The sequence below is a fragment of the Cellulosimicrobium sp. KWT-B genome (genome assembly GCF_002127155.1).
Classification (GTDB): Bacteria; Actinomycetota; Actinomycetes; order Actinomycetales; family Cellulomonadaceae; genus Cellulosimicrobium; species Cellulosimicrobium funkei.
This window is the reverse complement of the sequence record NZ_NEDO01000001.1, coordinates 269,625-283,437: the sequence shown is the minus strand read 5'-3', so window position 1 is coordinate 283,437 and position 13,813 is coordinate 269,625. Positions and strand designations below refer to the sequence as shown.

The window sequence follows — 13,813 nt, the reverse complement described above, 5'->3', positions numbered from 1 at the left end:
TCGACGCGCCCCGCCCGGATACCACGTCGAGGAAGGGCTAGAGCCCGATGACGATGACCGACCCGATCGCAGACATGCTGACGCGTCTGCGGAACGCGAACTCGGCTTACCACGAGACGGTGACCATGCCGTACTCGAAGCTGAAGTCGCACATTGCCGAGATCCTCCAGGCCGAGGGCTACATCTCCGGCTGGAGCGTCGAGGACGCGACGGTGGGCAAGAACCTCACCATCCAGCTCAAGTTCGGCCCGAACCGTGAGCGCAGCCTCGCCGGCGTGCGCCGCGTGTCGAAGCCCGGCCTGCGCAAGTACGTCAAGTCCACCGAGCTGCCGAAGGTTCTCGGCGGCCTGGGCGTGGCGATCCTGTCCACGTCCTCCGGTCTGCTCACCGACAAGCAGGCCGCCACGAAGGGCGTGGGCGGCGAAGTCCTCGCCTACGTCTGGTAACCCGGAAAGGAGATACGCCATGTCTCGAATCGGCAAGATCCCCGTTCCGGTTCCCGCCGGAGTGGACGTCACCATCAGCGGTGCGCTCGTGACCGTGAAGGGCCCCAAGGGCTCGCTCGAGCACCACGTGCCCGCCCCCATCCAGGTCGCTCAGGAGGACGGCACCCTCGTGGTGTCGCGCCCGAACGACGAGCGCGAGTCCCGCGCGCTGCACGGCCTGACCCGCACCCTCCTGGCGAACCTCGTCCAGGGCGTGACGCAGGGCTACGAGAAGAAGCTCGAGATCGTCGGCACCGGTTACCGCGTGACGGCCAAGGGCTCGGACCTCGAGTTCGCCCTCGGCTTCAGCCACCCGGTCGTCGTGACCCCGCCCGCGGGCATCACGTTCGCGGTCGAGAGCCCGACGAAGTTCTCGGTCTCCGGCATCGACAAGCAGCAGGTCGGCGAGATCGCAGCGAACATCCGCAAGATCCGCAAGCCCGAGCCGTACAAGGGCAAGGGTGTGCGTTACGCCGGCGAGGTCGTCCGCCGCAAGGCTGGAAAGGCTGGTAAGTAACGATGGCTCTGAAGGTTCTCGGCAAGGGCAAGGCCGTCGCGCGTCAGCGCCGGCACCTGCGCCTGCGCAAGAAGATCAAGGGGACCGCCGGTCGTCCGCGCCTCGTGGTGACGCGTTCCACGCGTCACATCACGGCTCAGGTCGTGGACGACACGATCGGTCAGACGCTCGCGTCGGCCTCGTCGCTCGAGGCGGACCTGCGTGCGCTCGACGGCGACAAGAGCGCCAAGGCCCGCAAGGTCGGCGAGCTCGTCGCCGAGCGTGCGAAGGCCAAGGGCGTCGACTCCGTCGTCTTCGACCGTGGTGGCAACAAGTACCACGGTCGGGTCGCTGCGGTCGCCGACGGCGCTCGCGAGGGCGGTCTGTCCCTGTGACGACGCCGACCATCCCCACACGGAAGCAAAGGATTCTCTGATGGCTGCAGGGCAGCGCAGCAACACCGGCGCCCCCACGGGTGCCGCCAACGAGTCGAGCGACCAGAACGCGCGCGGGGGGCGCCGCGACGACCGTCGCGGTGACCGTCGCGACGGTCGCCGTGGCGACGCAGCCGAGAAGAACGCCTTCGTCGAGCGCGTCGTCACCATCAACCGCGTCTCCAAGGTCGTCAAGGGCGGCCGCCGCTTCAGCTTCACCGCGCTCGTCGTGGTGGGCGACGGCGACGGCACCGTCGGCGTCGGCTACGGCAAGGCGAAGGAGGTGCCCGCGGCGATCGCCAAGGGTGTCGAGGAGGCCAAGAAGAACTTCTTCAAGGTCCCGCGCATCCAGGGCACCATCCCGCACCCCATCCAGGGTGAGGCCGCCGCCGGCGTCGTGTTCCTCCGTCCGGCCGCTCCGGGTACCGGTGTGATCGCCGGTGGTCCGGTGCGCGCCGTGCTGGAGTGCGCGGGCATCCACGACGTGCTGAGCAAGTCGCTCGGCTCGTCCAACGCGATCAACATCGTGCACGCGACCGTCGAGGCCCTGCGCAACCTGGAGCAGCCTGAGGCTGTCGCCGCGCGCCGTGGTCTCCCGCTCGAGGACGTGGCCCCGGCCGCGCTCCTGCGTGCCCGTGCTGCGGGGGTGAACGCCTGATGGCCAGGCTCAAGGTGACCCAGACGAAGTCCGCCATCGGCGGCAAGCAGAACCAGCGCGACACGCTGCGCACTCTGGGCCTCAAGCGGATCGGCGACACCGCCGTGAAGGAGGACCGCCCGGAGATCCGCGGCATGGTCGCGACGGTGGCGCACCTCGTCACCGTTGAGGAGGTCGAGTGACCATGGCTGAGAAGGCCACCAAGGAGACCGCCGAGGCTCCGAAGAAGAAGACCGCTGCGAAGGCGTCGGCTCCGGCGAAGGCCGAGCAGACCCCCGCGCAGACCGAGGGTGCCGGCGGCACGCTCAAGGTCCACCACCTGCGTCCGGCTCCCGGCGCCAAGAAGGCCAAGACCCGCGTGGGTCGTGGTGAGGCGTCGAAGGGTAAGACGGCGGGCCGCGGTACCAAGGGTACGAAGGCTCGTTACCAGGTTCCCGAGCGCTTCGAGGGTGGGCAGATGCCTCTGCACATGCGCCTCCCGAAGCTGCGCGGCTTCAAGAACCCGTTCCGCACCGAGTACCAGGTCGTGAACCTGGACAAGCTCGCGGCGCTGTACCCCGAGGGTGGCCAGGTCACCGTCGAGGACCTCGTCGCGAAGGGCGCGGTCCGCAAGGGCCAGCTCGTCAAGGTGCTCGGCACGGGTGAGATCACCGTCAAGCTCGAGGTCGCGGTCGACGCCCTCTCGGGCGCGGCTCGCGAGAAGATCCTCGCGGCCGGCGGTTCGGTCTCGGAGGACTGACACACCTGGACAGGGCCGGTGGCGCGTACGCGCCGTCGGCCCTGTCCGCGTCTGAGGGCGCCTCCCTGCACGACCCGTGGTCCGTCCGGCAGCGGACCACGGTCTAGACTCTCCGACGGCTGTCTCCCCGCACCCCGGGGTGACCGCCGTCACTCCCAGGTCCACGGCCGGCCCGTCCGGTGATCGGGACCGACTTGCCGTTCGACGCGGCGCTACGGCTAGGGTGCCTCTTGGCGCCCGTGCCGTGCGTCACACCTCGCCGGGCCTCCCGGCGACACGACATCCCGCCTCGGCGGGCCAGGAGGATAGGTGCTCAGCGCATTCGCCCGGGCTTTCCGGACGCCCGACCTGCGGCGCAAGCTGCTGTTCACGATCGCGATCATGGCGATCTTCCGGGTGGGGTCGTTCATCCCCACGCCCGGCGTGGACTACCCCAACGTGCAGCAGTGCATCGCGGAGACCGCCGACGGCAACGACCTGCTCAGCCTGGTCAACCTCTTCAGCGGCGGCGCGCTGCTCCAGCTGTCGATCTTCGCGCTCGGCATCATGCCGTACATCACCGCGAGCATCATCGTCCAGCTGCTGCGCGTCGTGATCCCCCGCTTCGAGGCGCTCCACAAGGAGGGCCAGTCGGGCCAGTCGAAGCTGACGCAGTACACGCGCTACCTGACGATCGCGCTCGCCATCCTCCAGTCGACGACCGTCATCACGACGGCGCGCAACGGCCTGCTCTTCCAGGGCTGCTCCGTCGACGTCATCCCGGACGCCAGCTTCGTCACGATGGCCCTCATGGTCATCACGATGACCGCGGGCACCGGCCTCATCATGTGGCTCGGCGAGCTCATCACGGAGCGCGGCGTCGGCAACGGCATGTCGCTGCTCATCTTCACGTCCATCGCCGCGAGCTTCCCGACCGCCCTGTGGTCGATCGCCGGCGGCGCGAACGGCGCGACGAACTTCATCATCATGATCGCGGTCATCGTGCTCGTCATCGGGCTGGTCGTGTTCGTCGAGCAGTCGCAGCGCCGCGTGCCGGTGCAGTACGCCAAGCGCATGGTCGGTCGCCGCATGTACGGCGGCTCGAGCACCTACATCCCGATCAAGATCAACATGGCGGGTGTCATCCCGGTGATCTTCGCGGCCTCGCTGCTCGCGGTCCCGGGCCTCATCGCGCAGTTCGGCGACCAGAGCGCCGACTGGGTGATCTGGATCAGCACCAACCTGGCCGACCCGTCCGCGCCGCTGCACATCCTGCTGTACGTGCTGATGATCCTGTTCTTCTGCTTCTTCTACACGTCGATCACGTTCAACCCGGACGAGGTCGCGGACAACATGAAGAAGTACGGCGGCTTCATCCCGGGCATCCGTGCCGGCCGGCCCACCGCCGAGTACCTCGACTACGTCATCACCCGCATCACCTCCGCGGGTGCCATCTACCTCGCGCTCGTCGCACTGCTGCCGACGCTGGTCCTCATCGGGCTCGGCGTGAGCACGAACATCCCGTTCGGTGGCTCCTCGATCATCATCGTCGTCGGCGTCGGCCTGGAGACGGTCAAGCAGATCAACTCCCAGCTGCAGCAGCGCCACTACGAAGGGTTCCTCCGTTGAGCAACGCCACCGACGGCCAGTCCGCCGCGCGCCCCGCGCGCCTCGTCATCATGGGCCCGCAGGGCGCGGGCAAGGGGACGCAGGCCGCCCGGCTCGCCGAGCAGCTGTCCATCCCGGCGATCTCGACCGGCGACATCTTCCGGGCGAACATCAAGGGCGGCACGGAGCTCGGCCGCCTCGCGCAGGAGTACACCGCGAAGGGCGACCTCGTCCCCGACTCGGTGACGAACGCGATGGTCCGCGACCGTCTCGCGCAGGACGACGCCGCGCAGGGGTTCATCCTCGACGGCTACCCGCGCAACGCGGCCCAGGTCGTCGAGCTCGACGCGATCCTCGCCGACCTGGGGGTCGCGCTGGACGGCGTCGTGGAGCTCACCGCCGACCGCGACGAGCTGCTCGCGCGCCTCGCGAAGCGCGCGGAGATCGAGGGCCGCGAGGACGACACGGAGGAGGCCATCGCGCGCCGCCTCGACATCTACGCGGAGCAGACGGCGCCGCTCACCTCCGCCTACGCGGACCGCGGCCTGCTGGTGCGCGTCGACGGGATCGGCGACATCGACGAGGTCACCGGCCGCATCGTGTCGGCGCTGACCGCGCTCGTCGGCTGAGCGCCCGCACGTCTTTCCGTCGGTTCTGAGGAGCAGCAGGGTGTTCGGTCGCGAGCGCATCGAGTACAAGACGCACGACCAGGTCCGGTCCATGCGCAGCGCCGGCCTCGTCGTGGCGCGCGCGCTCGGGACGGTGCGCGACGCCGTCCGCCCGGGCATGACGACCGCCGACCTCGACGCGCTCGCCGCCGCGGTCATCGCGGACGCCGGGGCGACGTCGTCGTTCCTCGGGTACGAGGGCTACCCGGCGTCGCTCTGCGTGTCGGTGAACGACGAGGTCGTCCACGGCATCCCCGGGCCGCGCGAGCTGCGCCCGGGCGACGTCGTCTCCGTCGACTGCGGGGCCGTCGTCGACGGCTGGCACGGCGACTCGGCGGTCTCGTTCGTGCTCGGCGAGGGCGACCCCCAGGACGAGGCGCTCGTCGAGGCGACGCGCCGCGCCATGTGGGCCGGGATCGCCGCCCTCGCGACGAGCGAGCGGCTGTGTGACGTCGGGGCCGCCATCGAGGACTCGGTGCGTGTCTCGGGGGAGTCGGACGGCGTGACCTACGGCATCGTCGAGGACTACGTCGGCCACGGGATCGGGTCCGCGATGCACCAGCCCCCGGACGTCCCGAACTACCGCACGCGCGAGAAGGGCCCGCGGCTGCGCCCGGGCATGTGCCTCGCGATCGAGCCGATGCTCACGCGGGGCGAGCGGTTCACCGAGGTGTGCGAGGACGACTGGACGGTCGTGACCGACGACGGCACCCGTGCCGCGCACTGGGAGCACAGCGTCGCGATCCTCGACGAGGGCATCTGGGTCCTCACCGCGCCCGACGGCGGCGCCGCGGAGCTCGCGGAGCTCGGCGTGCGCGTCGCACCGCTCGCAGCCTGACCGCGCACCGGCCCGTCGCGGGCCGCCTCGCTCCCGTCCGGCAGCGCCCGACGGCACCCGGCACGACGGGGGAGTGACGCGTCGCACCGCGCGCACGACCCGCCACGGTTTCCCGTCCCTTGCCGGATGCCGTAGGATGGTCCGTCGGGTGTAGTCCGTGCACGTCGTTCATCCGGCCCCCGTCCCTCGGGACCCGGGCGACCGACCACCGCACGCGGCTCCACGCACCTCCCACGATCGGACGACCCTCGGGTCGGGCGTGCGCGGGAGTCCTAGCAGTTCAGACGAGAGTTAGCGGAGGACATGGCAAAGAAGGACGGTGTCATCGAGATCGAGGGCAGCGTGGTCGAGGCCCTGCCGAACGCGATGTTCCGCGTGGAGCTGGCCAACGGGCACAAGGTTCTCGCGCACATCTCGGGCAAGATGCGCCAGCACTACATCCGGATCCTCCCCGAGGACCGGGTCGTGGTCGAGCTGAGCCCGTACGACCTGTCCCGCGGCCGGATCGTCTACCGCTACAAGTAGTCGTCACGCGTCCACCCACTCACCCGCCTCGCACCCGGGACCACCGGGGCCGCTCGTCGGTCGCGCCCGGAGCGGGGCACCACTGAGGGAACGAAGATGAAGGTCAAGCCCAGCGTCAAGAAGATCTGCGACAAGTGCAAGGTGATCCGCCGGCACGGTCGCGTCATGGTGATCTGCGAGAACCTGCGGCACAAGCAGCGCCAGGGCTGAGCCCTCACCTGCGCCACGGGTGACGGTCCTCCGGGACCGCGGTCACCAGGCCGCCCGTCACGACGACGGCCGGCCACCAGCGCACCACCACGAACCTGCTCGGCACCCCGGACGCGAGTCCGGGAGGAGAATGCCACAGGCAGGGGAACCCCCGGCTCGGAGGCCGGGGCCCACGGAGCTCCCCGTGGGAGGGCGGTGCGACAGACCTCCGACGAAGCACGAGGAGCCGAAAGGCACATGGCACGTCTCATCGGCGTCGACCTCCCCCGCGACAAGCGGCTCGAGGTCGCGCTCACCTACATCTACGGCGTCGGCCGTACCCGCGCCCAGCAGACGCTGGCCGCCACCGGCATCAGCCCGGACGCCCGCGTGAAGGACCTCGGCGACGCCGAGCTCGTCGCGCTCCGCGACTACCTCGAGGGCAACTACAAGCTCGAGGGTGACCTCCGTCGTGAGGTGGCCGCCGACATCCGCCGCAAGGTCGAGATCGGCACCTACCAGGGCCTGCGTCACCGCCGCGGCCTGCCTGTGCGCGGCCAGCGCACGAAGACCAACGCGCGTACGCGCAAGGGACCGAAGCGCACCGTGGCCGGCAAGAAGAAGGCCCGCTGAGCCAGTCCGCAGGGCGGGCCCTGCTCGCGCACTGACGCGGACCTCACGGTCCGTCCCGTGCCGGGTGGAGATCCCCGCGGTCAGACCACCTCAGACCAGGAGAGAAGAAGGACATGCCTCCCAAGACTCGCGCCGCCGCTGGGCGCAAGCCTCGTCGCAAGGACAAGAAGAACGTCCCCGCCGGCCAGGCGCACATCAAGAGCACGTTCAACAACACGATCGTGTCGATCACGGACCCGTCGGGCGCCGTGATCGCGTGGGCCTCCGGCGGCGACGTCGGCTTCAAGGGCTCCCGCAAGTCGACCCCCTTCGCCGCCGGCCTCGCGGCCGAGGCCGCTGCCCGCAAGGCGCAGGAGCACGGCATGAAGAAGGTCGACGTCTTCGTCAAGGGCCCGGGCTCGGGTCGCGAGACGGCGATCCGCTCGCTGCAGTCGGCCGGCCTCGAGGTCGGCTCGATCCAGGACGTGACGCCGCAGGCGCACAACGGGTGCCGGCCGCCCAAGCGTCGTCGCGTCTGACCCTCGTCGTCGACGTGCCGTCGACGGGCCGCCCGGTCACCGACCGGCCGAGCCCGTCGACGGCGCCCGTCACGGGGCAGCCGCCTCCTGACGGGGTCGACGCACCCTTCCCGGCCGGGTGGACAGAGTCCCGGCCGGGGCCGCGTGCCGCAGGCACGCACCTCGCCTTGAACCGTGCAGCGTCATATGGCGGACGCTCACCGAAAGGAAACCACCAGTGCTGATCGCACAGCGCCCCACCTTGACCGAAGAGGTCATCTCGGAGAACCGTTCGCGCTTCTCCATCGAGCCGCTGGAGCCCGGCTTCGGCTACACGCTCGGCAACTCGCTGCGTCGCACGCTGCTGTCGTCCATCCCGGGCGCGGCGGTCACCTCCATCCGCATCGACGGTGTGCTCCACGAGTTCACCACCGTGCCGGGTGTGAAGGAGGACGTGACCGAGGTCATCCTCAACATCAAGAACCTCGTCGTCTCCTCGGAGAACGACGAGCCCGTCGTGATGTACCTGCGCAAGCAGGGTGCTGGTGCGGTCACCGCGGCGGACATCGTCCCGCCCGCGGGTGTGGAGGTCCACAACCCCGAGCTGCACATCGCCACGCTCAACGACAAGGGCAAGCTCGAGATCGAGCTGACCGTCGAGCGCGGCCGTGGCTACGTCTCGGCCTCGCAGAACAAGTCGTTCGACGCCGAGATCGGCCGGATCCCGGTCGACTCGATCTACTCGCCGGTCCTCAAGGTGACCTACAAGGTCGAGGCGACGCGTGTCGAGCAGCGCACGGACTTCGACAAGCTGGTCGTGGACGTCGAGACGAAGCCGGCGATCTCGCCGCGCGACGCGCTCGCGTCGGCCGGCAAGACGCTGGTGGAGCTCTTCGGCCTCGCCCGCGAGCTCAACGTCGAGGCCGAGGGCATCGAGATCGGTCCGTCGCCGACGGACGCGGCCCTGGCCGCGGACCTGGCGCTGCCGATCGAGGAGCTCAACCTCACGATCCGCTCGTACAACTGCCTCAAGCGCGAGGGCATCCACCAGGTGGGCGAGCTCGTCGCACGCAGCGAGGCGGACCTGCTGGACATCCGCAACTTCGGTGCGAAGTCCATCAACGAGGTGAAGGAGAAGCTCGCCGAGCTCGGCCTGTCCCTCAAGGACTCGCCGCTCGACTTCGACCCGTCGGCCGCCGCGTACTACGACGGCGACGACGACGAGGCGACGTTCTCGGACACCGAGCAGCAGTACTGAGCCTGCGGCTCTAGACACCTCAGCGCGTCCGGGTCCGCACCTGCGGCGCGATCACTTCCCAAGGAGCACATCCCATGCCTACCCCCGCCAAGGGCCCCCGGCTCGGCAGCGGACCGGCTCACGAGCGCCTGATGCTCGCGAACCTGTCCACCCAGCTCTTCGAGCACGGCCGCATCACGACCACCGAGACCAAGGCGAAGCGCCTGCGCCCGGTGGCCGAGCGCCTCATCACGTTCGCCAAGCGCGGCGACCTGCACGCGCGCCGTCGCGTCCTGCGCGTCGTCCGCGACAAGTCCGTGGTGCACACGCTGTTCACCGAGATCGCCCCGCAGATGGCGGAGCGTGAGGGTGGCTACACGCGCATCACGAAGGTCGGCACGCGCAAGGGCGACAACGCGCCCCTCGCGGTGATCGAGCTCGTGACCGAGCCCGTCAGCCCGAAGCAGGCCGTCGTCCGCGAGGCGGAGAAGGCTGCCGAGAAGGCGAGCAAGAAGAAGGCCGACAAGCCGTCCAAGAAGGCCGACAAGGTCGAGGACGCGCCCGTCGAGGACGCCGCCGTCGAGGACGCTCCCGCCGAGGACGTCCAGGACGCGCCCGTCGAGGACGCCACGGAGGAGAAGAAGGAGGCCTGAGCCTCCTCTTCCCGCCTGAGCCCTCCGGGGCTCGACGCGCAGGGCCCGGGACCGTACGGTCCCGGGCCCTGCGGCGTCCCCGGCTCTGGCGAGCCTCCGGCCCTGTCGTGTTCCCCGGTCGATCTCGCGTGGAGCAGGGCCTACGGTCGAGACGTGACCTCCACCGACGCGTCGCCCGGGACCGGGACCGGGACGTGGCCGCCCGTCGTCCTCGTGCACGGGTCGCGCACGTCGCGCTCGATGTGGCGCGACCAGCTCGCGGCGCTGGGTCGTGCCGGCGTGCGGGCCGTCGCGGTCGACCTGCCGGGCCACGGGGTGCGGCGCGGCGAGGCGTTCACGCTCGACGGCGCGGTCGAGGCGGTCGCGGCCGGGATCGACGAGGTCGGCGGACGCGCGCTCGTCGTCGGGCTGTCCCTCGGGGGCTACGTCGCGATCGAGACGCGCGCGCGGCACCCGGAGCGCGTCGTGGGGCTCGTCGCCGCCGCGTGCTCGACGCCGCCGTCGACGCGCCTGCGCGGCGGCTGGCTCGTCCTCGCGCGCGGCATCGAGCGGCTCCCGGACGGAGGAGCCGGGCTGAACCAGGCGCTCGTCGACCGGGCGATGACGGCCCAGGCCGCCGCCGACCTCGCGGCCGGCGGGTTCGCCCTCGACGTGATGAGCGCGATCCTGCGCGAGGTGGGGTCGGTCGACCCGGTCCGGGCCCTCGCGGCGGCGGACTCGCCGGTCTGGCTCGTCAACGGGCGCTGGGACCACTTCCGGCTCGGGGAGCGCGGGTTCCTCGCCGCGGCGCGCGCGGGCGGGGCCTCGGCCCGGCTCGTCGTCGTCCCGGGCGCGCGGCACCTGGTGAGCCTGGACGCGCCCGTGGCGTTCAACCGCGTCCTGCTCGACGCGCACGGCGCGCTCGCCGCGGGCGCGCCTCCGGGAGGCGGGGACGAGGGCGCGACGCCCGGCGTCCTCGAGCCCGCCGCGGCCGCGCCCAGGCAGCGCACCGCGGACGGGGAGCCGGACCGCGGCACGGCCGGTCGCTGAGGCGTCAGGCCGGCGGGAGGTCCCACGCGCGGGCGCCCCCGACGAGGGCCGCCGAGTTCGGCACCACGACGACGTCGTCGCCGAGCCGGTCGAGGACGCTCGGGGTGATCCGGCGCGAGTTGCCGCCGCCCAGGTAGAGGCGGTCCCACCAGAACACGGGCCGCAGCCCCTCGACGACCGCGAGGACGCGGCGCGACCAGAGCCCGTCGCCGAGGCGGCGGCGCTCGGGCTCGCCGACGTACTCGTCGTACGTGGTGCCGCGCCGCACCGGGGCGCGCGACCACTCGAGGTGCGGCGCGAGCCGGCCCCCGTGGAACAGCGCGGAGCCGAGCCCCGTCCCCAGCGTCAGCACCAGCTCCAGCCCGGACGCCGCGACGACGCCCGCGCCGTGCACCTCGGCGTCGTTGAGCACGAGCGCCGGGACGCCGAGCCGGCGCTCGACGGCCGCGCGGACGTCGAAGCTCGTCCAGGCCTCGACGAGCGCCGGGTCCACGCGCGACCGGGGCCCGCTGCGCGTCACGTAGTGGGGCGTGTGCACGACGACGCCGCGCCGGATCATCCCGGGCATGCCCACCGTGACGCGGTCGGCCGGAGGCAGCGTGGCCGCGATGCCCGCGACCGTCTCGACGAGGAGGTCGGGCGGGAGGGGGTAGGGCGTGGGGACGCGCACCGCCGCGGCGTGCGCGGTGCCCGACGCGTCGAGCACGTTCGCCTTGATGCCGCCCCCGCCGCAGTCGACGGCGAGGGTGCGGACGTCGTGCGGGTCGCCGGTCATGGGCGGCAGCGTAGGCACGGCGGCGCGCGCGGCGCACGGGCGGGCGACTACGGTGAACTCCCGTGACCGCCGTCCCGCCCCCCGCCCTCCCGGACCCCGACGCCCCGCGACCCGACGTGACGGACGACGTCGTGCGCGTGCGCCTGGACCTCGCCTACCAGGGGACGGCGTTCGCCGGCTGGGCCCGGCAGCCGACGCTGCGCACGGTGCAGGGCACGCTCGAGGACGGGCTCGCGACGATCCTGCGGGGCGCGGCGCCGCGGCTCACGGTGGCGGGGCGCACGGACGCGGGCGTGCACGCGCGGGGGCAGGTCGCGCACGTCGACCTCACGCGGGCGCAGTGGGAGGCGCTGCCCGGCCGGTCCGACCGCGCGCCGGAGGACGCGCTCGTCGCGCGGCTGGGCGGCGTGCTGCCGGGGGACGTCGTCGTGCACCGTGCGGCGCAGGCGCCGGCCGGGTTCGACGCCCGATTCTCCGCGCTGCACCGCGCGTACACCTACCGCGTCGCGGACGACCCGGCGCAGCGCGACCCGCTGCGCCGGGAGTGGGTGCTGTGGAACCGGCGGCCGCTCGACGTCGCGGCGATGGACGCCGCCGTGCGGCCCCTGCTCGGGGTGCGGGACTTCGCGGCGTTCTGCAAGCCGCGACCCGGCGCGACGACCATCCGGGAGCTGCAGCACCTGTCGTGGTCGCGCCCGGCGGACGGGCCCGACGCGGGCCTCGTGGTCGCGCACGTCCGCGCGGACGCGTTCTGCCACAACATGGTGCGCGCGCTCGTCGGCGCGTCGCTCGCCGTGGGGGAGGGGCGCCGCGACGTCGGGTGGCCCGCGGAGCTCCTCGCGAGCCGGCGCCGGGACGCGGGGGCGGGCGTCGTGCCGGCGCACGGGCTCGTGCTCGAGGAGGTCACCTACCCGCCCGACGCGGAGCTCGCGGCGCGTGCCGACCGCATCCGCGCCGTGCGGAACGAGGAGGACGTCTGGGAGGACGCGCCGCCCCGCGAGCCGGCCTGAGCCGGCCGCGGGCGGGCGCTCGTCCTCAGGGCTTCCTCGGGGCTTCTCAGGGCTCCTCGACGACGTGGACGGCGGCCTCTTCGGCGCCCGCGGCGCCCCCGGAGATCCCCTCGTCGTCGGCGTACGTGTCGTTCTGGCGCCCGTCGAGGGCGTCGGGGTCCGCGACGAGGCGGCCCGCGCGGGTCTCGTCGGGGCGCTCGGACGGGTCGCGCTCCCACTCCTCCGGCTCCTCCTCGGCGAGGCGCTGGTCGAGCGTCTCGCCGTGCACCTCTTCCCACGGCGTCTCGCCGAAGTGGTTCGAGCGGGGGCGCTCGGGCGGGGAGTAGCCCTCGTCGAGCACGTCGTCCACGCCGCGGTCGAGGAGCGTCTCCTCGGGCTGGAGCTGGTCGGTGTCGCCCTCGGCGCCCGTCTCCGGGTCGGGGCTCGTGGCGGTGGTGTCTTCGCTCATGCGTCCCACCCTGGCACCTCACGGGGACGGACGCAGCCCCGGACGCGAGTGCCTGCGAGGGCGCCCGGCCGGGACTACGGTGGGGCCGCACCGCGCCCCGGTGCGCACCCGCTGGAGCACCCCTGAACCGGAGGACGACCCCATGGCCGGCATCGACGACATCCTGTCCACCGTCCCGCTCGACCAGCTCGCCGGTCGGCTCGGCGTCGACGAGGCGACGGCACAGCGCGCGGTGGGCGCGGCGCTGCCCGCGCTGCTGGGCGGGCTGCGCGCCAACGCGCAGGACCCGGCGGGCGCGGCGTCGCTCGGCGAGGCCCTCGCGCAGCACGACCCGGCGCTCGTGGAGGGCGGCGTCGACCTCGACGACGTCGACACCGACGACGGCCGCAAGATCGTCGGGCACGTGTTCGGGCAGAACGAGCAGGCGGTCGTCGCGCAGCTCGCCCAGTCGACGGGCACCGGCAAGGACCTGCTCGCGAAGGTGCTGCCCGCGCTCGCGCCGATCGCGCTGGCCTTCCTCGCGAAGCAGCTCGGCGGCGCCGGGTCGTCGGGCGGCGCCACGAGCGGCACCTCGGGCAGCACGGCGGGCGGCACCTCGACCGGAACAGCGGCGGGGAAGGGCGCGGGCGAGCGGCCGGGCGCCCCGCAGACCGGCGGGGGCGGCCTGGGCGACGTCCTCGGCGGGCTCCTGGGCGGCGGGTCGGGCGCCGGCGGCGGTCTCGGCGACCTCCTGGGCGGGCTGGGCGGCCTCCTCGGTGGCGGCCGGCGCTGAGCCGTCCCGCCATCCCGCCACCCGCCATCCCACCACCCGGCGTCCCGCGTCCCGGCGCCCGCCGGCCGTGGTGCCGGGCGGCGGGTGGCGCCGGCCCGGCCGAGGTGCCGGACGCCGGGGTCCGCAAAGCGCGTGACCGC

General features: G+C 72.5%; 20 protein-coding genes. 18 read left to right on the top strand and 2 right to left on the bottom strand.

The genetic code is table 11. The annotated features are described in order from the left end of the window. Positions 1–47: 47 nt before the first annotated feature. The 16 genes from rpsH (at position 48) to B9L22_RS01170 (ending at position 10,668) form a co-directional block, all read left to right on the top strand. Positions 48–446, top strand: a complete 399-nt coding sequence (rpsH, locus tag B9L22_RS01245) for a 30S ribosomal protein S8 (protein WP_021480435.1) — start codon at positions 48–50, stop codon at positions 444–446. 19 nt (positions 447–465) lie between these two features. Continuing rightward, complete coding sequence (gene rplF / locus B9L22_RS01240; RefSeq protein WP_021480436.1) at positions 466–1,002, top strand: 50S ribosomal protein L6; 537 nt, start codon at positions 466–468, stop codon at positions 1,000–1,002. 2 nt (positions 1,003–1,004) lie between these two features. Beyond that, positions 1,005–1,376 (top strand): 50S ribosomal protein L18, encoded by a 372-nt coding sequence (gene rplR, locus B9L22_RS01235; RefSeq protein ID WP_021480437.1) that lies wholly within the window; start codon positions 1,005–1,007, stop codon positions 1,374–1,376. A gap of 40 nt (positions 1,377–1,416) precedes the next feature. Then, positions 1,417–2,073, top strand: coding sequence for a 30S ribosomal protein S5 (rpsE, locus tag B9L22_RS01230; protein ID WP_021480438.1), 657 nt, complete (start codon positions 1,417–1,419; stop codon positions 2,071–2,073). After that, complete coding sequence (gene rpmD / locus B9L22_RS01225) at positions 2,073–2,255, top strand: 50S ribosomal protein L30 (RefSeq protein ID WP_021480439.1); 183 nt, start codon at positions 2,073–2,075, stop codon at positions 2,253–2,255. Before rpsE ends, rpmD begins: the two co-directional genes overlap by 1 nt. Positions 2,256–2,257: 2 nt before the next feature. Next, positions 2,258–2,812 carry a 50S ribosomal protein L15 gene (rplO, locus tag B9L22_RS01220; protein WP_074808895.1) on the top strand — a complete coding sequence of 185 codons (555 nt, stop codon included), beginning with the start codon at positions 2,258–2,260 and terminating at the stop codon, positions 2,810–2,812. A 309-nt stretch (positions 2,813–3,121) separates the two neighbouring features. Beyond that, positions 3,122–4,420, top strand: a complete 1,299-nt coding sequence (gene secY / locus B9L22_RS01215; protein WP_074808897.1) for a preprotein translocase subunit SecY — start codon at positions 3,122–3,124, stop codon at positions 4,418–4,420. 50 nt (positions 4,421–4,470) lie between these two features. Then, on the top strand, positions 4,471–5,028 hold the full coding sequence (locus tag B9L22_RS01210) for an adenylate kinase (RefSeq protein WP_031315308.1): 558 nt from the start codon (positions 4,471–4,473) through the stop codon (positions 5,026–5,028). Positions 5,029–5,068: 40 nt separating this feature from the next. After that, positions 5,069–5,905 carry a type I methionyl aminopeptidase gene (map, locus tag B9L22_RS01205; protein ID WP_086148959.1) on the top strand — a complete coding sequence of 279 codons (837 nt, stop codon included), beginning with the start codon at positions 5,069–5,071 and terminating at the stop codon, positions 5,903–5,905. Positions 5,906–6,208: 303 nt separating this feature from the next. Further along, complete coding sequence (infA, locus tag B9L22_RS01200; protein ID WP_012867920.1) at positions 6,209–6,430, top strand: translation initiation factor IF-1; 222 nt, start codon at positions 6,209–6,211, stop codon at positions 6,428–6,430. Between the two features lie 96 nt (positions 6,431–6,526). Continuing rightward, the gene (gene rpmJ / locus B9L22_RS01195; RefSeq protein ID WP_009740505.1) at positions 6,527–6,640 is read left to right on the top strand and encodes a 50S ribosomal protein L36; all 114 of its coding nucleotides are present in this window, start codon (positions 6,527–6,529) and stop codon (positions 6,638–6,640) included. 237 nt (positions 6,641–6,877) lie between these two features. Further along, positions 6,878–7,252, top strand: coding sequence for a 30S ribosomal protein S13 (rpsM, locus tag B9L22_RS01190; protein WP_021479758.1), 375 nt, complete (start codon positions 6,878–6,880; stop codon positions 7,250–7,252). A gap of 113 nt (positions 7,253–7,365) precedes the next feature. Next, the gene (rpsK, locus tag B9L22_RS01185) at positions 7,366–7,770 is read left to right on the top strand and encodes a 30S ribosomal protein S11 (protein ID WP_021479759.1); all 405 of its coding nucleotides are present in this window, start codon (positions 7,366–7,368) and stop codon (positions 7,768–7,770) included. A gap of 217 nt (positions 7,771–7,987) precedes the next feature. Next, positions 7,988–9,007 carry a DNA-directed RNA polymerase subunit alpha gene (locus B9L22_RS01180; RefSeq protein ID WP_021479760.1) on the top strand — a complete coding sequence of 340 codons (1,020 nt, stop codon included), beginning with the start codon at positions 7,988–7,990 and terminating at the stop codon, positions 9,005–9,007. Between the two features lie 74 nt (positions 9,008–9,081). Continuing rightward, on the top strand, positions 9,082–9,639 hold the full coding sequence (rplQ, locus tag B9L22_RS01175) for a 50S ribosomal protein L17 (RefSeq protein ID WP_021479761.1): 558 nt from the start codon (positions 9,082–9,084) through the stop codon (positions 9,637–9,639). Positions 9,640–9,792: 153 nt separating this feature from the next. Further along, the gene (locus B9L22_RS01170) at positions 9,793–10,668 is read left to right on the top strand and encodes an alpha/beta fold hydrolase (protein WP_255376866.1); all 876 of its coding nucleotides are present in this window, start codon (positions 9,793–9,795) and stop codon (positions 10,666–10,668) included. Between the two features lie 4 nt (positions 10,669–10,672). On the opposite strand, the gene B9L22_RS01165 is transcribed toward B9L22_RS01170, so the two are convergent. Then, positions 10,673–11,443 carry an ROK family protein gene (locus tag B9L22_RS01165; protein WP_034654905.1) on the bottom strand — a complete coding sequence of 257 codons (771 nt, stop codon included), beginning with the start codon at positions 11,441–11,443 and terminating at the stop codon, positions 10,673–10,675. Between the two features lie 116 nt (positions 11,444–11,559). On the opposite strand from B9L22_RS01165, the gene truA reads away from it, so the two are divergent. Beyond that, positions 11,560–12,453, top strand: a complete 894-nt coding sequence (truA, locus tag B9L22_RS01160) for a tRNA pseudouridine(38-40) synthase TruA (protein WP_086149597.1) — start codon at positions 11,560–11,562, stop codon at positions 12,451–12,453. A 46-nt stretch (positions 12,454–12,499) separates the two neighbouring features. On the opposite strand, the gene B9L22_RS01155 is transcribed toward truA, so the two are convergent. Further along, a complete protein-coding gene (locus tag B9L22_RS01155; protein ID WP_034654904.1) occupies positions 12,500–12,901 on the bottom strand; it encodes a DUF5709 domain-containing protein in 402 nt (133 codons plus the stop codon). A gap of 142 nt (positions 12,902–13,043) precedes the next feature. Here B9L22_RS01155 and B9L22_RS01150 point away from each other — a divergent pair, with 142 nt between their 5' ends. Continuing rightward, positions 13,044–13,673 carry a DUF937 domain-containing protein gene (locus B9L22_RS01150; RefSeq protein WP_086148958.1) on the top strand — a complete coding sequence of 210 codons (630 nt, stop codon included), beginning with the start codon at positions 13,044–13,046 and terminating at the stop codon, positions 13,671–13,673. Positions 13,674–13,813: the final 140 nt, after the last annotated feature.